Raw genomic sequence first — 20,176 nt, forward strand, 5'->3', positions numbered from 1 at the left:
CGACGTGGTGCGGCCGCTGGTCGAACGGCTCGAGGGCGCCGAGGCGGCGCGGGCCCGGCGGATCCTCGCTCGCTGGGCGAGCGAGGACGACCGGCTCCTGCGCCGGGCGGCGTCGCTCATCTGACCATCCGGGCCCCAGTCGCCCGAATCCTCGGGGTGCCGATTCCGGGGACGGCGCGTACCCTGAAGAGACGGGTTCACGGAGTGCATCGCTCGCCGGAGCGGTGACCTCGGACCCTGCGGGCTACCTGTACCACCACGCTCGAACGGAGCGGCTCACCGATGTCTTGGGATGATTTCGACGGCGACGAGTTCGGTGAGCAGCGACGCCCGAACCGGGCCACCGGGGCCGCCGGCGCGTGGCAAGCCGCACGGAAGGTGCTCGGCTACGTCGGCGTCGTGACCGGGGTGGTCGCCCTGGCGGCCGGGTCCGTGTTCGCCGTGAGCACGCTGGGCATCGCGGCCAAGCCCGGCGGGTTCGAGGCGCCGCCCGCCAAGGGGGCGAGCGTCGCCCTGCCGCCGGTCGTCCTGGTTCCCGAGTCCGGCGAGCAGGTGGCCGGCGGGCCCGAGGCGAACGAAGCGGCGGCCGGATCGCCGGAGTCGGGACTGTCGGGCTCGGCGGGTTCGGATGTCCCGGTGCAGCTCGTGCCGCAGATCTCGCCCGAGTGGATGTCGCGGATCGCCGCAGCCACCGGCATCCCCGAACGCGCCCTGTCGGCCTACGCGTCGGCCCACGTCTCGATCGCCGAGGAGCAGCCCGAGTGCGGGCTCGACTGGACCACGATCGCGGCGATCGGCTCGATCGAGTCGGATCACGGCAGCCACGGCGATTCGGTGCTGGACGCGGACGGATACTCGTCGCCGACCATCATCGGCCGAGCGCTCGACGGCAACGGGGTGGCGAAGATCGCCGACACCGACGGTGGGCTCTTCGACGGCGACACCACGTGGGACCGGGCGGTCGGGCCCATGCAGTTCATCCCCTCGACGTGGATCGAGTGGGCGAGCGACGGGAACGGCGACGACGTGACCGACCCGAACCAGATCGACGATGCCGCGCTGGCCACGGCGCGATACCTCTGCGCGTCGGGGTCGATGACCAGCGCCGACGGGTGGCGGGCCGCGGTGTACTCGTACAACCACGACAACGACTACGTCGACAAGGTCGCGCGGGTCGCGATCGGGTTCGCGGAGGCGGTCGAGTAGCGCAGTGCCGCAGAATCGGGCCGAATGTCGCGCCCGCGGCATCCTTCGATTCGTCGTCGCCATTCCGATGGCGGGCCCGCACCCGACGACGCGCTAGCCTGAACTCGTCCCGGCCCCCGACGGAGAGCGCGCAATGGATGCCACCACCTACGACTTCATCGTCGTCGGGGCGGGATCGGCCGGATGCGCCGTGGCCGCTCGCCTCTCCGAGAACTCCGCGCACTCGGTGCTGCTGCTCGAGGCCGGCCCGCGTGACGACCGGCTCGAGATCCGGATCCCGGCCGCGTTCTCGAAGCTGTTCCACTCGGAGCTGGACTGGGACTACGACACGGAGCCCCAGCCGCAGTTGAACGGCCGGCGCATCTACTGGCCGCGCGGCAAGGTGCTCGGCGGCTCGTCGTCGATCAACGCGATGATGTGGATCCGCGGGTTCCCCGAGGACTACGACGCGTGGACCGATGCCGCCGGCGAATCGTGGTCGTGGAACGCGCTGCGTCCGTACTTCCGCAGGGTCGAACGGGTGCGCGGGGCATCCGACGCCGAGACCGGCACCGCGGGCGCGATCAGCATCGAGGCGCAGCGCTCGCCGCGTTCGGCGACCGCCGCCTTCCTCGACGCGGCTCGCGAGCTCGGGCTCGACGAGGTCGCGGCGAACGGACCCGCCCGCGAGGGTGTCACGCAGACGATGGTCAACCAGCGCCGGGGTGCACGGTTCAGCGCCGCCGACGGGTACCTGAAGCCGGCACGCCGGCGCCGCAACCTCACCGTGCAGACCGGGTCGCATGCCACGCGCGTGCTGTTCGACGGGACGCGCGCGGTCGGCGTCGAGGTCGTGCGCGACGGCGTCACCGCCACCGTTTGCGCGTCGCGCGAGGTGATCCTCAGCGGCGGCAGCGTCAACACGCCCCACCTGCTGATGCTCTCGGGCATCGGCGATCGTGACGAACTGGCCGAGCACGGCATCCCGCTCGTCGTGCACTCGCCAGAGGTCGGCAAGAACCTCAAGGACCACCTCGTCTCGGGGCTCATCATCGACGCCGACGACGACACCCTGTTCGCCGCCGAGCGGCTCGGCGAACTCGCGAAGTATCTGATCTCGCGCACGGGGATGCTCACCTCCAACGTCGCCGAGGCCTACGGGTACCTGAAGAGCGAGCCCGGCCTGGACCTGCCCGACCTCGAGCTCATCTTCGCGCCCGTCGCGTTCATCGATCAGGGGCAGACCACGCACCAGGGGCACGGCCTGACGATCGGCGCGATCCTCTCGCAGCCGCGCAGCAGCGGCACGGTGAGCCTTGCCAGCGCGAATCCGCTCGACCCGCCGCGCATCGACCCGCGGTACCTCACCGACCCCGACGGCAGGGACCGCGCGGCACTGCTCCACGGGCTCGGCGTCTGCGAAGACCTCATCGCGTCCGACGCGATCGGCCGGGTCTCGCGTCGCCGGTTCATCCGCCCTGAGAACGCCGATGGGATGCCGCGTGCCGAGCGTGATGCGCTTGCCATCGACGAGTACGCCCACACGCTCTACCACCCCGTGGGCACCGCTCGCATGGGAACGGATGCCGCGTCCGTCGTCGACGAGCACCTGCGCGTGCGTGGTGTCGAGGGCCTCCGGGTCGCGGATGCCTCGGTCATGCCCTCGATCATCCGCGGCCACACGAACGCCGCCGCCATGGTCATCGGCGAGCGCGCGGCCGACCTCATCGGCGGTGCCCGATCGTGATCTGCGGGTAGAGCTCGGCGTTGAAGTCGCTGAGCTCTTCGAGGCAGTCCGCGATGAGGGCGCTGGCGTAGTGCATCCGGTCCCACACGCCGAAGAGCGTGATGATGAGGTCTGCTCCGCCCGCGGAGATCGGCACCGCGGCGAGATCGAAATGCGGATCGTCGGAGAGCACGCAGATGCCGCGGCCGGCGGCGGCGAGGGCCTGCGCGAGCACCGGTGAGGTGGTCTCCACCGAGGCGGTGAATGCGAGTCCGGCGCGTGCGGCGGCGGAGTCCAGCATCTGTCGAACGCCGTGGGCCCGGCTCATGACGATGAGCGGCTCCTTCATGAGTTCCGCCATGGGGATGCTCTGACGCGTGGCGAGCGGGTGGTCTTTCGGCATCTGCGCCCAGAGGTAGGCGTGCCCGAGCACCATCGACTGCAGTTCGGCGGGCGGGATGCGCGTGCCGACGGCGAAGTCGGCGTCGCCGCGTTCGATGGCCGCGTACACGTGCTCGGGCATGGCCTCGATGACGTTGCCGATGACACCGGACGCCCCGGCCCGCACGATGAACGGGGAGATGACGTCGGTCACGGTCGTGGGTGCGGCGACGACGGTGAGGTCGGACACCGTGCCGCGCGCGATGGAACGGGCGGTCGACGCAGCCTGGCTGGCCCTCGCGAGGAGGTCCTCGGCGACCGGGAGGAATCGTCGTCCCGCCGCGGTCAGCGACAGCCCTCGCGCCGAACGCTCGAACAGCTCGAACCCGAGGTCCTGCTCCAGTCGCCTGATCTGGCGGCTCAGCGAGGGTTGCGCGACGCGCACGGCGGCGGCCGCCCCGTGCGACGTGCCGGTCTCGCAGACCGCGATGAAGTAGCGCAACAGCCGAAGATCCATCGATACCTCCAGAGCATCACTTTGACGGAAACCAAGTATTGGAGAGTTATTGCTCGATGTACATAGACTGGCCGCACTTCGCAGCCCGAATCTCCCGATACCCGGTGGCGAACACATTCCTTGGAGGCAGACATGGCAGTCACTCGTGCGCGAACCCGTCGCGCCCTCACCCTCATGGCCGTCGGGGCCGCCGGCGTCGTCGGCCTCGCCGGTTGCACCGCAGGCGGCACCACCGCGAACGCGGATTCATCGGTGCTCCGCGTCGCGGCGTCGGCAGCGGTCACCACCTGGGACCCGGTCCGTTCGTTCTCCACCGAGGCCCTCTACCTCGCGAACGTCTACGAGCCCCTGCTCTGGAAGAACGCCGAAGGCTCGGCCGAGGAGTTCGCTCCCGGTATCGCCGAGTCCTGGGACGTCAGCGACGACGGGCTCACCTGGACCTTCGACATCCGCGAGGGCGCCACCTTCCACGATGGCGAGCCGGTCGACGCGGACGCCGTCAAGGCGAGCATCGACGCCGCGAAGGACCACGCCGGCGCCTCATTCATCTGGGCGCCGCTCGAATCGATCGAGGCGAGCGACGACTCGACCGTCGTCATGCACCTCTCCTACTCGGCACCGATGGATCTCGTCGCCGCGTCGACCTACGGTGCCTGGATCGTGTCGCCGAAGGCGCTCGCCGCATCGACCGACGACGAACAGTACTTCGAGGCCGGCATCGACGCCGGCACCGGGCCCTACACGGTGAAGTCGTACACGCCGGGCGAGAAGGTCGTGCTGGAGGCCTACGACGACCACTGGAACGACGACGCAGCACCGCACTACGACATCGTCGACATCGCCATCACGCCCGACGCGGTCACGGCCCAGCAGATGCTGACCTCCGGCGAGGTCGACCTGGCGACCAGCCTGCCGCTCGAGAACATCGACACCGTGGCATCCGATCTCGGCTCCGAGGTCCGCACGGCGAACTCGCCGTTCAACTTCGTCGCGTTCTTCAACACGACGCGGCCCCCGCTCGACGACCCGAAGGTGCGACAGGCGCTCAGCTACGCGGTGCCCTACGAGGACATCATCGAGGTCGGCGGTGCGGGCTACGGCACCCAGGCGCACGGGCCCGTGCCCAAGGGCATCTTCCCGTACTCGGAGGACGTGCCGCAGTACAGCCAGGATCTCGAGAAGGCGAAGGCGCTGCTGGCCGAGGCGGGGCAGGCCGATGGCTTCACGCTGAACCTCACCTACGCGTCGGAGAACTCCGCCGAGGCGCGCTTCGTGCCGCTCATCAAGGACGCGTTCGCCAAGGTCGGCGTCACCGTAGAGGTGCGTGCCGAACTCTTCAACCAGCAGTGGGAGAACGCGAAGGCCGACCCGGCGACCGCGCAGGACATCTTCGTCGTGTACTACTGGCCGACGTACAGCGATGCCGGTTCCGACAACCTCTACTCGCTGTTCCACTCCAGCGAAACGCCCTTCTTCAACCTCAGCTACTGGAACAACGCCGAGTACGACGCGCTCATCGACGAGGCCGGCACCCTCACAGGCAGCGACCGTGCGGCCGCGCAGGCGAAGTACGAGGAGGCCATGAACATGCTCGTCGACCAGGCACCGGGCGTGTTCCTCTACGACGCGCAGGCCGTGAGCGTCGTGCCCCAGGGGCTCGAGGTGGCGGACTTCAACGAGAACTACCCGTTCACCACCTTCTTCGCCCCGGTCCGCCCCGCGAACTGAGTTCGCGGGGAGCGGTCGGCCGGGTCTCCCCGAAACCCGGCCGACCGACCCCCATCCCGATCCAGGAGTGATCATGTTGCGCTTCCTCGCAAGCCGGCTCGGAACGGCGGTGCTCGTGCTGTTCGTGCTCACGCTCGTCGTGTTCGTGATGTCGCGAGTGATCCCGGGCGATCCGGCAGTCGTCTACGCCGGCCCCAAGGCACCGCCGGAGGAACTCGCCCGCATCCGCGAGAAGCTCGGTTTCGACCAGCCCCTCATCGTGCAGTACGTCAACTACCTCGGCGGGCTCTTCACCGGTGACTGGGGCAACTCCCTCGCGACGAAGCGGCCGGTGCTCGACGAACTCGCCATCCGCCTGCCGGCCACCCTCGAACTGCTGTTCGCGGCGATGCTCCTCGCGGTCGTCTTCGGCGTCGTGCTCGGCGTCGTCGCGGCGAAGCGGCCGGGCAGGGCGATCGATGGCGTCATCCGGTTCCTCGCCATCGGCGGGGTCTCGATGCCCGCCTTCTGGCTCGGTCTCCTCTTGCAGGTGCTCTTCGTGGGTCGGCTCGGCTGGCTGCCCGCGACCGGCCAGTTCAGCACCGAGGTCGAGTACGTCTCGCCCGTCGCTCACGTCACCGGCTTCCCCCTCCTCGACAGCCTGCTCACCGGCAACTGGATCGCCTACAGCGACGGGCTGGCGCACCTCGTGCTGCCCGCCGTGACCCTCGCGGCCTACCCGCTCGGGCTCATCGCGCGGATGACCCGCGCCTCGATGCTCGAAGTGCTCGGCCAGGACTACGTCTTCACGGCGAGCGCCTTCGGCCTGCGCGACGGGCTCATCCGCTGGAAGCTCGCCCTCAAGAACGCCCTGCCCCCGACGATGACCATCGTCGGCCTCGCCGCCGCGTACACGCTGACCGGCACCTTCTTCGTGGAGGTCGTCTTCAACTGGCCCGGCATCGGACAGTTCGCCGTCGGCGCGATGCTCGCCGTGGACTACCCGGCCATCATGGCGATCACCCTCCTCGGCGCGGCCGGCTACCTGATCGCGAACCTCGTCGTCGACCTGATCCAAGCCCGACTCGACCCGAGGGTGAGGCTCTCATGACCGCGACCACCGCGCTGCCCGCGTTCGTGCCCATGGGTGGCAGCACCCTGGGCCGCATCGGCCGGGTGCTGCGGACCGACCGGCTCGCCGCCATCGGCCTCGCCCTCATCGTGCTCGTGGTCGTGCTGGCCGTGTTCGGACCATGGCTCGCCCCGTTCCCGGCACAGGGATACGGCGAGACCAACGTCGCCGATCGCAACCTCGCACCGAGCGCGCTGCACTGGTTCGGCACCGACCAGCTCGGCCGCGACATCCTCAGCCGCGTCATCATCGGTACCGGTCCCGCGCTCACCATCTCGCTGCTCGTCGTGGCGATCGCCGCCGCCATCGGGATCCCGCTCGGCGCCATCGCGGGCTATCGGGGCGGATGGCTCGACGAGGTCCTGATGCGCATCACCGAGGTGTTCCAGGCGTTCCCGCCGCTGCTGCTCGCGATGGTCACCGTGGCCATCCTCGGGCCGAGCCTCACCAATGCGGGCCTCGCGCTCGCCATCAGCTGGTGGCCCTGGTACGCCAGGCTCGTGCGCGCCGAGGCCCGGTCGCTCCGCGACCGCCCGTTCGTCGAGGCCGCACGTTCGGCAGGTGTCCCCGCCTGGCGGATCCTGCCGCGCCACATCCTGCGCAACTGCATGACGCCCGTGCTCGTGCAGGCCACCGTCGACATCGGCGCCGTCGTGCTCGCCGCCGGCTCGCTCGCCTTCATCGGCCTCGGCGCACAGCCACCCGCTCCCGACTGGGGCCTCATGGTCGCCGAGGGCCGCGGACAGATCTTCACCGCCTGGTGGATCTCGACCTTCCCCGGTCTCGCCATCTTCGTCACGGTGCTCGGCTTCAACCTGCTCGGCGACTCGCTGCGCGACTTCTTCGACCCACGGCAGGTGAAGCGATGACCGACCTCCTCCACATCGACGATCTCGAGGTCGCGTTCCAGGAGCGCGGCATGCTCACCAACCGCCCGGTGCGCGGCATCACCCTCTCCGTCGCGCCGGGGGAGGTCGTGGGCATCGTCGGCGAGACGGGCTGCGGCAAGAGCCTCACCGCACTCGCGGTGCTCGGACTGCTGCCGAAGGGTGCCGTACCGAGTGGGCGGATCCTGCTCGACGGCGTCGTGCAGCCGCTCGACGGCAGCGGCTCCGCCCGCGGCGACGTGATCTCCATCGTGTTCCAGAACCCCGGCACCGCGTTCAACCCCGTCTTCACGCTCGGCCGGCAGATGCGCGACGTCGTCGCACGGCACCGCCGGATGGGCCGCGCCGCGGCGACGGCGCACATCCTCCACTACTTCGAGCAGGTCGGACTGCCCGAGCCCGAGCGCATCTTCCGCAGCTACCCCCACGAACTGTCGGGCGGCATGCTGCAACGGGCGATGATCGCGATGGCGCTGCTCTGCGAGCCGCGCCTGCTCATCCTCGACGAGCCGACCACGGCGCTCGACGTGACCATCGCCAAGCAGATCCTCGAGCTCATCCTGTCGTTGCGCGACCGGTTCGGCTTCGGTGTGCTGCTCATCACCCACAACCTCGGTGTCGTGCGCGAGGTGTGCGACCGCATCGCTGTGCTCTACGCCGGCCGGGTCGTCGAGACCGGGCCCGCCGACGCGGTGCTGAAGGCGCCGGCCCATCCGTACACCCGAGGACTGCTCGGGGCGTTGCCCGCCCGGCACGTTCCCGGCCAGCCGCTCGATGCGATCCGCGGCGCCGTACCGGGCAACCTGCTCGGCCTGACCGGCTGCTCGTTCCGGGAACGCTGCCCGCTCGCGATCGACCGCTGCGGCGAGATCGACCCGGGTCTCGCACCCGTCGCCCCGCTTCACGAGGCAGCCTGCATCCGGGCAGGTGCACGATGAGCGCGATGCTGACCGTCGAGAAGATGGTGAAGGTCTACACCGCGCACGGGAGCCGAGTCCGCGCCGTCGACGGGGTCTCGTTCGAGGTCGAGGCCGGCACGACCTTCGGCCTCGTCGGCGAGTCCGGATCGGGTAAGAGCACCGTGGCGCGCTGTGCGCTCAGGCTCGTCGAACCCACGTCCGGTGAGTCCCGCATCGACGGTCAAGCTCTCGGCCCCCTGCGCGGCCGCGCCCTGCGAGCGCTCCGCGCCCGCACCGGCATGGTGTTCCAGAATCCCGTCGCCGCACTCAACCCGCGGCTCACCATCGAGCAGTCGATCGCCGAGCCGCTGCGAACCCACACCGAGCTGCGCGGCCAGGCGCTCGCGCAGCGCACCCGTGAACTGCTCGACGAGGTCGGTCTCGCCGGCGCGCACGCCGAGCGCCTGCCGCACCAACTCTCGGGAGGCCAGTGCCAGCGCGTCGGCATCGCACGCGCGCTCGCCACGCGGCCGAAGCTGCTGGTGCTCGACGAGCCGACGAGCGCGCTCGACGTCTCGGTCCAGGCGCAGGTGCTCAACCTGCTGCAGGAACTGCGTCGAGAGCACTCGCTGAGCTACCTGCTCATCTCGCACGACCTCGACGTCGTGCGTTACATGAGCGACACCGCCGGGGTCATGCGCAACGGCGTGCTCGTCGAGGTCGGACCCGCCTCCGACGTACTCGTGAATCCCACGCACGAGTACACGCAGCGGCTCCTCGCCGCGATGCCCGAGACCCCGGGCGCCGTGCCGCTCCACGAGCTCCGCCCCGATTCCACCGTCCCCAGCGAGAACAGGATCCTGTCGTGACCCCGCCGCTCCCAACGGGCCTCGCCCGCTCAGCCCATCCGCCGCGCTTCCCCGGCGGCGAACCCGGTGAGCCGAGTCTCGAGACCTGGCAGGACGCGCCCTACAACCGCTGGGCGTTCGCGCACGTGGCGGAGTTCGTGCCGACCGCGCCGATCTCGCATCGGTCCGCCGTGACGACCATCGACACCGGGGTCGGCCTGAAGCCGCTGCTCGGCGCTCTCGCCGACCTCGAGCGCCGCCTCGAGGAGAGTTACACCGACGCGCTGGTCGTCGTGCGCGAGGGCCGCGTGGTCGCCGACTATTACCGAGACGACTTCACGCCGCACACCCCTCATGTGCTCATGAGCGTCTCGAAGTCGATCTGCGGGCTCACCGTCGGCACCCTCGTCGACGAGGGCCTCCTCGATCCGTCGCAGCGCGTGGACCACTATGTGCCTGCCCTCGACGGCAGCGCATACGGTGACGCGACGGTGCAGCAGGTGCTCGACATGACCGTCGACGTCGACTACGACGAGGACTACCGCAATCCCGACTCGCACGTGCAATCCCAGGATCGGGTCGCCGGGTGGCGGCCCCGTCTCGCCGGAGACCCGGCCGACACCTACGCTTTCCTCGCCACCCTGCGCGGCGGCGGACGGCACGGCGAACGGTTCAGGTACTGCTCGGCCGGCACCGACGTGCTCGCCTGGATCGTCGAGAACGTCACGGGCCTCCGCTACGCCGACGCCGTATCGCAGCGCCTGTGGTCGCGGCTCGGATGCGAGCACGACGCGAGCATCACCGTCGACCCGGGCGGATTCGGGTTCGCGAACGGCGGGATCTCGTGCACCGTGCGCGACCTCGCCCGGGTGGGTGAGCTCATGCTCGGGGAGGGCGTCATCGGGGGCGAACGGGTGGTCTCGGCCGATTGGGTGCGTCGCACACGCGCCGGCGGCGACCCGGCGGCTGCGGCAGGCACGGTGTTCCAGCGCGTTCATGCCGCCGGGTCGTACGCGAACCAGTGGTGGATCACGGGCAGCGACCGCGGCGACTACTACGCCGTCGGCATCTACGGCCAGTTCATCTGGGTCGACCCCGCGAGCAAGACGGTCGTCGCGAAGTTCTCGTCACTGCCGGAACCGGTCACCGAACAATGGAACCGGCTGCACGCCGAACTCTTCCGGGACATCTGCTCTACGGCGGGCTGACCGGCGGACCTGCGGCAGGCCGCGCCGGTCTGAGCTCAGCCGCACTGCGGGCCCGGGTGCGAAGCGGATGCCACAGCGGCGGGAGCATGCGTGCGGGCCTCCGGGGGTGTTCTCGTCGTGCCGAAGCAACACCCGACCCGGGTGGGGAAAGTGAGGTGGTGCGGGCCGTCGGTCCGCACCCCACCACGAAACCACGGGTGGTTCGGCCGGGCCGCCCGAGATTGGATGATCCGCATGCCGATCGATCGAGACGTGCCTGTCATCGAGGCGCAGTTCGTGAGCCTGGATGACCGATTCAACGGGCTCGACGGCGATTTCGTCGTCGAACGCATCCACACCGGGGCACGCAAGAGCGAAGGCCCGGTGTGGTTTCCGGCGGGGTGTTACCTCGTCTGGAGCGACATCCCGAACTCGCGCCTGCTGCGGTGGGACGAGACGACCGACGCCGTCGGGGTGTTCCGTGAGGACTCCGGCTACGCCAACGGCAACACCATCGACCGCCAGGGCCGTCTCCTCACGTGCGAGCAGGGAAACCGCCGAGTGACCCGCACCGAGCACGACGGGTCGATCACCGTGCTCGCCGATGCCTACAAGGGCCGACGGCTCAACAGTCCCAACGACGTCGCGGTCCGTCACGACGGGACGATCTGGTTCACGGATCCGCCCTACGGCATTGCCGGCGACTACGAGGGCAACGCCGGCGAACAGGAGCAGGACGGTCAGTACGTCTTCCGGCTCGACCCGTCGACGGGTGACCTGACCGTCGTCGCCGACGACTTCGTCCGCCCCAACGGACTGGCCTTCTCGCCCGATGAACAACGGCTCTACATCGCCGACACGCGTCAGGAGCCGAGCCACATCCGGGCCTTCGACGTGCTGGCGGATGGCTCGCTCGCGGGTGGCGCGATCCACGCCACCTGCGACCACGGCCGGTTCGACGGGTTGCGCGTCGACACCGAGGGCCGGATCTGGGCCGCCGCGTGGGACGGAGTGCACTGCTTCGCCCCCGACGGCGACCTCATCGGCAAGCTGCTCCTGCCGGAGTCCGTGGCCAACCTCGCGTTCGGCGGACCGAAGCGCAACCTGCTCTTCATCACCGCCGGCCGATCCGTCTACTGCCTGCGGGTCACCTTCAACGGCGCCCTGTACCCTCCGGCTGCGCCTTCCGTGTGATCGGGAGGCCAGGGATGCCGCTCCCAGCCGATGCCGCCGACGTGTCATCGGCTGACGGACACCGTTTCGTACTGCTGCAGGTACTCACGCCACGACCGCGTGCCACGCTGCACCCCGGCACCCGCAAGGTTCTCTCCCGCGCGATAGGCGCGCCCGACCGCACCCGGCAGGCGGATCGGCAGCCGCGGCCGTCGTCGGCCACCCGCGACGTCGAGGTACGTCGACACGAGCCGCGTCACGTCGAGCACCTCGGGTCCGGCCAGGTCGCTGACGAGCCCGGAGGGCGCACCAAGTGCGAGTTCGGCGAGCCTCGCCGCCACCTCGTCGCCGTGCACCGGCTCGAAGCGGAGCCCGCCGGGTACCGGCAGCAGCGGCATCCGGGCCATGCTCCGCGCGACCGGGAGCACGAAGTCGTGGAGCTGTGCGGCCCGGAGCACGGTCCACGGGATGCCGGAGCCGGCGATCACCCGCTCGGCCTCGGCCTTCGCACGGAAGTAGCCGATGGGCATGCGGTCGGCGCCGATCACGGAGATGAGCACGAGGTGGCGCACGCCGGCGTCGCGTGCCGCGGCCACGAGGTTGCGTGCGGCGACGTCGTCACCCTTGGCCCCGCCCGCCAGGTGGAGCACGACGTCGACGCCGTCGAGCGCCGCGGCGAGCCCGTGCCCGGCGACGGTGTCGCCTGCGACATGCTGGATGCCGGGCCCGGCCGGTCGCGGATGCCGGGTGAGGATGCGCAGGTCGCGGCCGGCGTCGCGCAGCAGCGGCACCACGCGGCTGCCGATGTTGCCGGTGCCGCCGGTCACGAGCAGAGGTGCGGTCATGATGGAGTTCCTCTCATGTCACGTTCGAGGCTCCTGCCTCGTCGACATCCCGACGAACGAACTCGAGGAGATGTGACATGACCGATCGACGAATCCTGGCTCGGCGGTTCGAGACCGAACGCCCCCGGCTGCGGGCCATCGCCACGCAACTGCTCGGCTCGGCTGGCGACGCCGACGACGCCGTGCAGGAGACCTGGCTTCGCCTCGAGCGAGCGGATGCCGCGAGCATCGACAATCTCGCGGCCTGGCTGACGACCGTGGTGTCACGGGTCAGCCTCGACCTGCTGCGCGCGCCGCGCCGCAAGCGGGAGCACTCGTGGCAGGTCGAGCCCTGGCGCGACGAGCCCATCGCCGAGGATGCCGACCCCGCTGACCTCGTCGCCCGGAGCGACCGCGTGAGCGTCGCGCTGCTCGTGCTCCTCGAGACGCTCAGCCCCGCCGAACGGATCGCGCTCGTGCTGCACGACGTGTTCGGCCAATCGTTCGACGAGATCGCCGTCGTGCTCGACCGCTCGCCCGAGGCCGCGCGTCAGCTCGCGTCCCGGGCGCGACGGCGCGTGCGTGGTGCCGATGAGCCGGCGAGACCCGACCGGGAACGGGGTCGGCGGATCGTGGACGCGTGGCTCGCCGCAGCCCAGGACGGCGACCTCGGAGCGCTCCTCGCGCTGCTCGACGACGGTGCCGTGCTTCGCGCCGACTTCGGCACGTCGACCCAGCTCCTCGAGGGTGCCCGAACCATCGCCGAGCAGGCGGTGCTCTCGGGTCGACTGGCCGCGCACTCGACGCCGATCCTCATCGACGGTCGACCGGGTGTGGCCGCGGTGATGGGCGGTCGGGTCGTGTCGATCATGGCCTTCGAGATCGAGGGCGACCGGATCGTCGCGCTCGACGTGCTCGCGGATCCGGCGCGTCTCGAGGTGCTCGGGGTGCAGCGGGTGGTCGGGTAGCCGAACTCGCTACTCGGCCGCCGCGGCGGAGGCCGCCCGCGCCGCCTCGGCGGCCCGCTCCACCCACTTCGGGGTCTCGCCGTAGCGCTGGAACGACACGACGCGACCGGCCGCGCTGTCGTCGATCAGCTGCACGAGTCGCCGTTCGCGCGTGGCCTCCTGCTTGGCGGAGACCACCCAGTGGCTGGCCTGGCGGCGGTAGGTGGGGGTCGCGACCTCCCAGAAGGCGGATGCCGCGGCATCCGCTGCCAATCGTGCAGCAGCCTCGGGTGGCAACTCGCTGTCGCGGTTCTCGTGCGAGTACACGCGCGACCGGTCGTCGCGTCGACGCTCGAACGCGGCGATGCCGGCCGGGTGCATGCGCCCCTCGGCGGTGAGCCGCTCGACGAGGGCGATGTTCACGGCCGACCAGATGCTCGAGGGCTTGCGCGGGCTCCAGCGCTGCCGGCGGGAGTCGTCGTCGATGGGCTGCGACACCGAGTCGATCCACCCGAAGCACAGCGCCTCGGGCACGGCCTGCGCCCACGTCAGGCCGCGGTCGGGCACGTGCTTCTTGTACAGGCCCATCCACAGTTCGGTCTCGGAGTCGTGGTTGGCTTCGAGCCAGGCGCGGAACTCCTCTGGGCCCGAAAAGAAGACGGCCGGGCGCTCGGAAGTGCCGCCGGGTCGGCCGATCGTCGTGGTCATGGCACGAGTCTGCCAGTCGCCACCGACGCGACGTCGCGCCGCGATGCACGCGGGTGGTCGCATCGGATCGTGCGGACTAGCGTAGAGACGTGTCCGTTCCCAGGACTGACGCACGCACCGCTCACGACGCCGGCGTGGAGCGCCTTCTGGAGAGCTATCTGGCGGTTCCGCCGACGGCCACGGTTCGGCTGGCCAAGCCGACCTCGAACCTGTTCCGCTCGCGCACCGCGGCCGACGGCGCGGGCCTCGACACCTCGGGTCTGACGAACGTCATCGCGGTCGACCCCGCGGCCCGCACGGCCGACGTCGCCGGCATGTGCACCTACGAAGACCTCGTCGCCGCAACGCTGCCCCACGGGTTGGCGCCGCTCGTCGTGCCGCAGCTGAAGACCATCACGCTCGGCGGAGCCGTGACCGGACTCGGCATCGAGTCGACGTCGTTCCGCAACGGCCTGCCGCACGAGTCGGTGCTGGAGCTGGACATCCTCACCGGCGCGGGCGAGCTCGTCACCGCCTCACCGAGCGAGCATGCCGACCTCTACCGTGCCTTCCCGAACTCGTACGGCACGCTCGGATACGCCGTGCGCCTGCGCATCGAGCTCGAACCCGTCGAGCCGTTCGTCGCGCTCACGCACCTGCGATTCCACGCCCTCGACGACCTGGTCGCCGCCATGGACGACATCGTCGAGACCGGCCAGCTCGACGGGGTGCCCGTGGACTATCTCGACGGGGTCGTCTTCAGCGCCGACGAGAGCTACCTGTGCGTGGGCATGCAGACCGCGGCATCCGGACCCGTCAGCGACTACACCGGCCGACAGATCTTCTATCGCTCTATCCAGCACGACGACGGCGCGACGCATGATCGGCTCACCATCCACGACTACCTCTGGCGCTGGGACACGGACTGGTTCTGGTGCTCGAAGGCGTTCGGCGCGCAGCATCCGCTGGTCCGCCGGCTCTGGCCGGGCCGGCTTCGGCGCAGCAGCACCTACTGGAAGCTCATGAAGCTCGAACGGCGCTTCGACCTCGGCGATCGCCTCGAGAAGCTCAGGGGCCGGCCGCCGCGCGAACGCGTGATCCAGGACGTCGAGGTGCCGGTCGAGCGATGCGTCGAGTTCCTCGACTGGTTCCTCGCGAACGTGCCGATCGAGCCGATCTGGCTGTGCCCGCTGCGCCTGCGCGACGACGGGGGCAGCGGCTGGCCGCTGTACCCGCTCCGGCCGGGGCAGACCTACGTCAACGTCGGATTCTGGTCGACTGTGCCGGTCGGACAGGCCGAGGGGGAGACGAACCGGCAGATCGAGCGCAAGGTCGGCGAGCTCGACGGGCACAAGTCGCTCTACTCCGACTCCTATTACCCACCCGAGGAGTTCGACCGGCTCTACGGCGGCGACGCCTACCGCGCGGCGAAGGCGACGTACGACCCCGATTCACGGCTCCTCGACCTCTACGAGAAGGCGGTGCAACGACGATGACGACCTCGAAGGAACGACCGACGGGCACGACGGCGACGGATGCGACGGGCACGGCGACGGCCGCGAAGGCGCCCGGGCACGATGGCAGGCTCACGCTCGCCGAGATCCTCGGGCTGCTCGCCGGCGGTCGCCTGCCGCTGCGGTTCACGGCCTACGACGGGAGCTCGGCAGGCCCGCCAGACGCCCCGTTCGGCATCGAGTTGAAGACGCCGCGGGGCACCACGTACCTCGCGACCGCCCGCGGCGATCTCGGTCTGGCCCGCGCCTACATCGCCGGCGACCTCGAGATCCACGGCGTGCATCCCGGTGACCCGTACCGGCTGCTCGCGGCGCTCGCCGACGAGCTGGTATTCCGGATGCCACCACCGCGCGACCTAGCCAGGATCGTCCGCTCGATCGGGGTCGAGCATCTGCGCCCGATCGCGCCGCCGTCGCTGGAGGCGCCGCCACGTTGGCGTCGCGTCGCCGAGGGACTCCGTCACAGCAAGGCCCGGGACGCCGAGGCGATCCATCACCACTACGACGTCTCGAACACCTTCTACGAGTGGGTGCTCGGGCCGTCGATGACCTACACCTGTGCGTGCTACCCCCGCGTGGACGCCTCGCTCGACGAGGCGCAGGAGAACAAGTACCGGCTCGTGTTCGAGAAGCTTCGACTGAAGCCCGGCGACCGGCTGCTCGACGTCGGGTGCGGATGGGGCGGCATGGTGCGGTACGCGGCCCGCCGCGGCATCCGAGCCACCGGCGTGACGCTGTCGACCGAGCAGGCGTCGTGGGCGCGGCGGGCCATCGCCGAGGAGGGCCTGACCGAGCTGGCCGACGTGCGTCACGGCGACTACCGCGACATCCGGGAGCGGGGCTTCGACGCGGTGTCGTCGATCGGGCTGCTCGAGCACATCGGCGTGCACAACTACCGGTCGTACTTCCGGTTCCTGCGCTCCCGGCTGCGCCCCGGGGGCCTGCTGCTCAACCACTGCATCACCCGCGCCGACAACCGGTCGCGAGCGTCGACCCGCGGGTTCATCGACCGGTACGTCTTCCCCGACGGCGAGCTCACCGGTTCGGGCCGCATCATCACCGAAGCGCAGGATGCCGGCCTCGAGGTGCTGCACGAGGAGAACCTGCGCCCCCACTACGCGATGACCCTGCGGGACTGGTGCGCCAACCTCGTCGAGCACTGGGACGAGGCGGTCGCCGAGGTCGGGCTTCCGACCGCCAAGGTGTGGGGCCTCTACATGGCGGGGTCGCGCCTCGCCTTCGAAGCGGGTGGCATCCAGTTGCATCAGGTGCTGGCGGTCGAGCCCGACGAGCGCGGTGGCGTCGGCGACCTCCCGCTGCGGCCGTGGTGGACGCCGTAGGCTCATCCGCACCGCTCACGGCGGGCGGACTTCCCAAATCGAAACGTCGCAGATGCAGGGTGGCGCCCTGCATTCGCGACTTCTCGATGTGCGGGGTCCGGGAGCGGACGCCGAGCGGTCGCGATTCGGCCCGACTTGCCGGGCGCGCGGCATCCGCTTACTATCGAGTGCGCGATATGTGAATTCCGAGTTCGATTATAGAACACGGACACGCACCCAGGGCGCCACGACACAGCGAGGTGAGGAGTTCCCGTGCAGTTCCACCATCACGGTTATGTTTCCGAGGAGCCGCGGCTGAAGCCCGCCGCCGGCGTCGGGCTCGATCGTCCCGACGATCTTCCCGACGAGATCGACGTGCTGATCGTGGGCACGGGCCCCGCGGGCATGATCGCGGCGGCGCAGCTGTCGCAGTTCCCGAACGTCACGACCCGCATCGTCGAGCGTCGCCCCGGTCGCCTCGTGATCGGCCAGGCCGACGGCATCCAGGCGCGCAGCGTGGAGACGTTCCAGGCGTTCGGCTTCGCCGAGCGCATCATCGCCGAGGCGTACCGGATCACGGAGATGGCGTTCTGGAAGCCCGATCCCGCCGACCCGTCGCGCATCGTGCGGGCTGCCGTGACGCAGGACGACCCGACCGGGGTCAGCGAGTTCCCGCACCTGATCGTGAACCAGGCACGCGTACTCGACTACTTCGCCGAGGTCATGGCGCTGTCGCCGACGCGGTCGAAGCCCGACTACGGGGTGGAGTTCCTCGGCCTGCAGATCGCCGACGAGGGCGAGTACCCGGTCACGGTGAACCTGATGCACACCAGCGGCGAGCGTTCGGGCGAGCGACGCACGGTGCGGGCGAAGTACGTGCTCGGCGCCGACGGCGCGCGCAGCCGGGTGCGCGACGCGATCGGATGCCACATGGCCGGCGACAAGGCCAACCACGCGTGGGGCGTGATGGACGTGCTCGCGGTGACCGACTTCCCCGACATCCGCACGAAGTGCTCGATCCAGTCGGAGGCGGGCAACATCCTGCTGATCCCGCGCGAGGGCGGGTTCCTGTTCCGCATGTACGTCGACCTCGGGGTCGTGCCCGAGGACGACAACGGCAGGATCCGGGAGACGCCGATCGAGGAGATCATCCGCCGCGCGAACGCGATCATCCACCCGTACACCCTCGAGGTGCGCAACGTCGCCTGGCACAGCGTGTACGAGGTGGGGCACCGCCTCACCGACCGGTTCGACGACCTCACCGGCGACCAGATCGGCACCCGCACGCCGCGCGTCTTCATCGCGGGCGACGCCTGCCACACGCACAGCGCGAAGGCCGGGCAGGGCATGAACGTGTCGATGCAGGACGGCTGGAACCTCGGCTGGAAGCTCGGGCACGTGCTCGAGGGCCGCAGCCCCGAGAGCCTGCTCGGCACCTACTCGGCCGAGCGGCAGGTCGTCGCGAAGAACCTCATCGACTTCGACCGCGAGTGGTCGACGATGATGGCGAAGAAGCCCGAGGAGTTCGCGAGCCCGTCGGAGCTCGAGGACTTCTACGTACGCACCGCGGAGTTCCCGGCCGGCTTCATGACCGAGTACGCACCCTCGATGATCGTGGGCGAGGCGACCCACCAGCGGCTCGCGACCGGGTTCCCCATCGGCAAGCGCTTCAAGTCCGCCCCGGTCGTTCGGGTCGGCGACGCGAACCCGATCCACCTCGGCCACCACGCCACGGCCGACGGCCGGTGGCGGATCTACGTGTTCGCCGACGGGCCGCGCGCGGGCGAGGCATCCGCCACCGCCGACCTCGCCGAATGGCTCGCCACCGCACCGGGATCGCCCGTCACGGCCACGCCGGCCGGACTCGACCGCGACGCGTGGTTCGACGTGAAGGTCGTCTACCAGCAGAACCACTCGAACGTCGACCTCGGCGGCGTTCCCGGCGTGTTCAAGCCCACCGTCGGGCCGTTCCAGCTCATCGACTACGAGAAGGTCTACGCCGCCGACCCCGCCGCGGACATCTTCGAGCAGCGCGGCATCGACCGCGCCGGCGCCGTGGTCGTGGTGCGTCCCGACGGGTACGTCGCGAACATCCTCCCGCTCACCGCGACCGAGGAGCTCGCTGCGTTCTTCCGGCCCATCCTGAGCTCGAGCGTGCCCGCCACGGCGTGACGCCGACGGTGACGGATGCCGCGGGGCATCCGTCACCGTCGCACGCGGCGTGATCGGGGTGCGAGCGCGCCTACTCGATCGCGTGCACCGGCAGCTCGAGCGGCAGGAACTCCGCCGGCACGTCGAAGAAGCGCGGGTCGCGCTGGTGGGCGCGGAAGAACGTGAGGATGAAGCCCATGCGGTCGTCGAGGTCCTCCCACGCGAGGGTGTTCGAGGCCGAGACATCCGCCCCGGTCGACTGGCCGAACCGCTCGCACAGCGAGCACAGCTCGGGCTGCGACAGCACCTCGAGCGGGGCCGGGTACATCGCGCCGCCGAGGTACGGCGGGGCGACGACGTCGCGGCACACGTCGACCCGGCCGTCGGGCGTGCGGAGGTACACGAAGCGCGTCGTGACGAGGCCGAAGACGCCGCCGAGCGGCATCGCCGCGTCGATGAAGCGGTCGACCAGCCCCTGCTCGTGGGCGCCCACGAGGGTGTTGGCGAGCAGCACGAGCTCGGCGGCGGACTTGTCGCCCGCGGCATCCGTCACCGGATCGGCGACTGCGGAGAGGTCGCGCGCGGCCTGATAGCAGCGGATCGCCTCGGCGAGCCGGGGCGACGACGCGAACACGGGGTCGGCGAGTGCCCGTTCGAGCGCGGCCTGGTTCGCGGCGCCCTCGGCCTCGACCTCCCGGAGCCAGCGGATGAACGGGGGTGCGACGTTCTCGATGATCGCGAGATTGCCCGCGGCGACGTGCCGTGAGGTGCCGAGGTCGATCGGCAGGCCGTCGCCGCGGATCGCCGCACCCGCCGTGCCGCTCGCCCAGGCGCCGAACGCGAACCAGTTGACGTCGCGGCGGCCGATGACGTCGGCGACCCGTTCCGCCAGGTCGCGATAGCAGAGCGTGATGAGCGCGTTGCGATCGACCGGCTCGTCGAGCTCGAGGATGCGGTCGAGGAGCGCCGCCGTGCGCGCGATCATGGTGCCGTCCTCCGCGGGGGTGAGGGGAGCGGATGCTCCGACCGTACCCCGCCCGGAGGTCACGTGTCATCACGACCGTTCGTGGGCCGGACGTCCTGCGGCAGCCG

At 70.3% G+C, this 20,176-nt stretch carries 17 protein-coding genes; 13 read left to right on the forward strand and 4 right to left on the reverse strand.

The features are described 5' to 3' along the window. The first annotated feature begins 282 nt into the window (after positions 1-282). Positions 283-1,206, forward strand: coding sequence for a lytic murein transglycosylase (locus EZM51_RS00100; RefSeq protein WP_136706057.1), 924 nt, complete (start codon positions 283-285; stop codon positions 1,204-1,206). A gap of 133 nt (positions 1,207-1,339) precedes the next feature. After that, a complete protein-coding gene (locus tag EZM51_RS00105) occupies positions 1,340-2,932 on the forward strand; it encodes a GMC family oxidoreductase N-terminal domain-containing protein (protein ID WP_136706058.1) in 1,593 nt (530 codons plus the stop codon). Here the strand turns inward: EZM51_RS00105 and EZM51_RS00110 are convergent. Further along, on the reverse strand, positions 2,910-3,809 hold the full coding sequence (locus EZM51_RS00110; protein ID WP_169053726.1) for a LysR family transcriptional regulator: 900 nt from the start codon (positions 3,807-3,809) through the stop codon (positions 2,910-2,912). The genes EZM51_RS00105 and EZM51_RS00110 overlap by 23 nt on opposite strands. A gap of 132 nt (positions 3,810-3,941) precedes the next feature. On the opposite strand from EZM51_RS00110, the gene EZM51_RS00115 reads away from it, so the two are divergent. The 7 genes from EZM51_RS00115 (at position 3,942) to EZM51_RS00145 (ending at position 11,663) form a co-directional block, all read left to right on the forward strand. Continuing rightward, entirely contained in the window at positions 3,942-5,537 is a 1,596-nt protein-coding gene (locus EZM51_RS00115; protein WP_136706060.1) for an ABC transporter substrate-binding protein, read from the forward strand. A gap of 73 nt (positions 5,538-5,610) precedes the next feature. Next, positions 5,611-6,627, forward strand: a complete 1,017-nt coding sequence (locus EZM51_RS00120; RefSeq protein ID WP_136706061.1) for an ABC transporter permease — start codon at positions 5,611-5,613, stop codon at positions 6,625-6,627. Continuing rightward, positions 6,624-7,517, forward strand: a complete 894-nt coding sequence (locus EZM51_RS00125) for an ABC transporter permease (RefSeq protein WP_136706062.1) — start codon at positions 6,624-6,626, stop codon at positions 7,515-7,517. The genes EZM51_RS00120 and EZM51_RS00125 overlap by 4 nt, the downstream gene beginning before the upstream one ends. After that, the gene (locus EZM51_RS00130; protein WP_136706063.1) at positions 7,514-8,473 is read left to right on the forward strand and encodes an ABC transporter ATP-binding protein; all 960 of its coding nucleotides are present in this window, start codon (positions 7,514-7,516) and stop codon (positions 8,471-8,473) included. The genes EZM51_RS00125 and EZM51_RS00130 overlap by 4 nt, the downstream gene beginning before the upstream one ends. Continuing rightward, on the forward strand, positions 8,470-9,303 hold the full coding sequence (locus EZM51_RS00135; RefSeq protein ID WP_136706064.1) for an ATP-binding cassette domain-containing protein: 834 nt from the start codon (positions 8,470-8,472) through the stop codon (positions 9,301-9,303). The genes EZM51_RS00130 and EZM51_RS00135 overlap by 4 nt, the downstream gene beginning before the upstream one ends. Next, positions 9,300-10,490: a serine hydrolase gene (locus EZM51_RS00140; protein WP_136706065.1), complete on the forward strand. Its 1,191-nt coding sequence runs from the start codon at positions 9,300-9,302 to the stop codon at positions 10,488-10,490. The genes EZM51_RS00135 and EZM51_RS00140 overlap by 4 nt, the downstream gene beginning before the upstream one ends. A 234-nt stretch (positions 10,491-10,724) precedes the next feature. Next, complete coding sequence (locus EZM51_RS00145; protein WP_211195761.1) at positions 10,725-11,663, forward strand: SMP-30/gluconolactonase/LRE family protein; 939 nt, start codon at positions 10,725-10,727, stop codon at positions 11,661-11,663. A gap of 44 nt (positions 11,664-11,707) precedes the next feature. Here the strand turns inward: EZM51_RS00145 and EZM51_RS00150 are convergent, their stop codons facing one another. Beyond that, on the reverse strand, positions 11,708-12,487 hold the full coding sequence (locus tag EZM51_RS00150) for an NAD(P)H-binding protein (RefSeq protein ID WP_136706066.1): 780 nt from the start codon (positions 12,485-12,487) through the stop codon (positions 11,708-11,710). Positions 12,488-12,564: 77 nt separating this feature from the next. Between EZM51_RS00150 and EZM51_RS00155 the strand changes: the two genes are divergently transcribed. After that, entirely contained in the window at positions 12,565-13,434 is an 870-nt protein-coding gene (locus EZM51_RS00155; protein ID WP_136706067.1) for a sigma-70 family RNA polymerase sigma factor, read from the forward strand. 9 nt (positions 13,435-13,443) lie between these two features. On the opposite strand, the gene EZM51_RS00160 is transcribed toward EZM51_RS00155, so the two are convergent. Next, positions 13,444-14,121 (reverse strand): YdeI/OmpD-associated family protein, encoded by a 678-nt coding sequence (locus EZM51_RS00160; RefSeq protein WP_136706068.1) that lies wholly within the window; start codon positions 14,119-14,121, stop codon positions 13,444-13,446. Positions 14,122-14,210: 89 nt separating this feature from the next. On the opposite strand from EZM51_RS00160, the gene EZM51_RS00165 reads away from it, so the two are divergent. The 3 genes from EZM51_RS00165 to EZM51_RS00175 all read left to right on the forward strand — a co-directional run bounded on the left by EZM51_RS00165 (position 14,211) and on the right by EZM51_RS00175 (position 19,105). Continuing rightward, complete coding sequence (locus EZM51_RS00165; protein WP_136706069.1) at positions 14,211-15,596, forward strand: FAD-binding oxidoreductase; 1,386 nt, start codon at positions 14,211-14,213, stop codon at positions 15,594-15,596. Continuing rightward, positions 15,593-16,954: a class I SAM-dependent methyltransferase gene (locus EZM51_RS00170; RefSeq protein ID WP_136706070.1), complete on the forward strand. Its 1,362-nt coding sequence runs from the start codon at positions 15,593-15,595 to the stop codon at positions 16,952-16,954. The genes EZM51_RS00165 and EZM51_RS00170 overlap by 4 nt, the downstream gene beginning before the upstream one ends. Before the next feature lie 252 nt (positions 16,955-17,206). Continuing rightward, complete coding sequence (locus EZM51_RS00175) at positions 17,207-19,105, forward strand: FAD-binding monooxygenase (protein WP_136706071.1); 1,899 nt, start codon at positions 17,207-17,209, stop codon at positions 19,103-19,105. Positions 19,106-19,175: 70 nt separating this feature from the next. Here the strand turns inward: EZM51_RS00175 and EZM51_RS00180 are convergent, their stop codons facing one another. After that, complete coding sequence (locus tag EZM51_RS00180) at positions 19,176-20,069, reverse strand: hypothetical protein (protein WP_136706072.1); 894 nt, start codon at positions 20,067-20,069, stop codon at positions 19,176-19,178. Positions 20,070-20,176 lie beyond the last annotated feature (107 nt).

This window comes from Agromyces sp. H66 (assembly GCF_004959775.1).
Taxonomy (GTDB): Bacteria; Actinomycetota; Actinomycetes; order Actinomycetales; family Microbacteriaceae; genus Agromyces.

Coding starts and splice junctions, on each gene's coding strand:
- EZM51_RS00100 (WP_136706057.1), top strand. CDS start 283: ATGTCTTGGGATGATTTCGACGGCGACGAGTTCGGTGAGCAGCGACGC.
- EZM51_RS00135 (WP_136706064.1), top strand. CDS start 8,470: ATGAGCGCGATGCTGACCGTCGAGAAGATGGTGAAGGTCTACACCGCG.
- EZM51_RS00120 (WP_136706061.1), top strand. CDS start 5,611: ATGTTGCGCTTCCTCGCAAGCCGGCTCGGAACGGCGGTGCTCGTGCTG.
- EZM51_RS00105 (WP_136706058.1), top strand. CDS start 1,340: ATGGATGCCACCACCTACGACTTCATCGTCGTCGGGGCGGGATCGGCC.
- EZM51_RS00110 (WP_169053726.1), bottom strand. CDS start 3,809: ATGGATCTTCGGCTGTTGCGCTACTTCATCGCGGTCTGCGAGACCGGC.
- EZM51_RS00170 (WP_136706070.1), top strand. CDS start 15,593: ATGACGACCTCGAAGGAACGACCGACGGGCACGACGGCGACGGATGCG.
- EZM51_RS00180 (WP_136706072.1), bottom strand. CDS start 20,069: ATGATCGCGCGCACGGCGGCGCTCCTCGACCGCATCCTCGAGCTCGAC.
- EZM51_RS00150 (WP_136706066.1), bottom strand. CDS start 12,487: ATGACCGCACCTCTGCTCGTGACCGGCGGCACCGGCAACATCGGCAGC.
- EZM51_RS00125 (WP_136706062.1), top strand. CDS start 6,624: ATGACCGCGACCACCGCGCTGCCCGCGTTCGTGCCCATGGGTGGCAGC.
- EZM51_RS00155 (WP_136706067.1), top strand. CDS start 12,565: ATGACCGATCGACGAATCCTGGCTCGGCGGTTCGAGACCGAACGCCCC.
- EZM51_RS00115 (WP_136706060.1), top strand. CDS start 3,942: ATGGCAGTCACTCGTGCGCGAACCCGTCGCGCCCTCACCCTCATGGCC.
- EZM51_RS00130 (WP_136706063.1), top strand. CDS start 7,514: ATGACCGACCTCCTCCACATCGACGATCTCGAGGTCGCGTTCCAGGAG.
- EZM51_RS00160 (WP_136706068.1), bottom strand. CDS start 14,121: ATGACCACGACGATCGGCCGACCCGGCGGCACTTCCGAGCGCCCGGCC.
- EZM51_RS00145 (WP_211195761.1), top strand. CDS start 10,725: ATGCCGATCGATCGAGACGTGCCTGTCATCGAGGCGCAGTTCGTGAGC.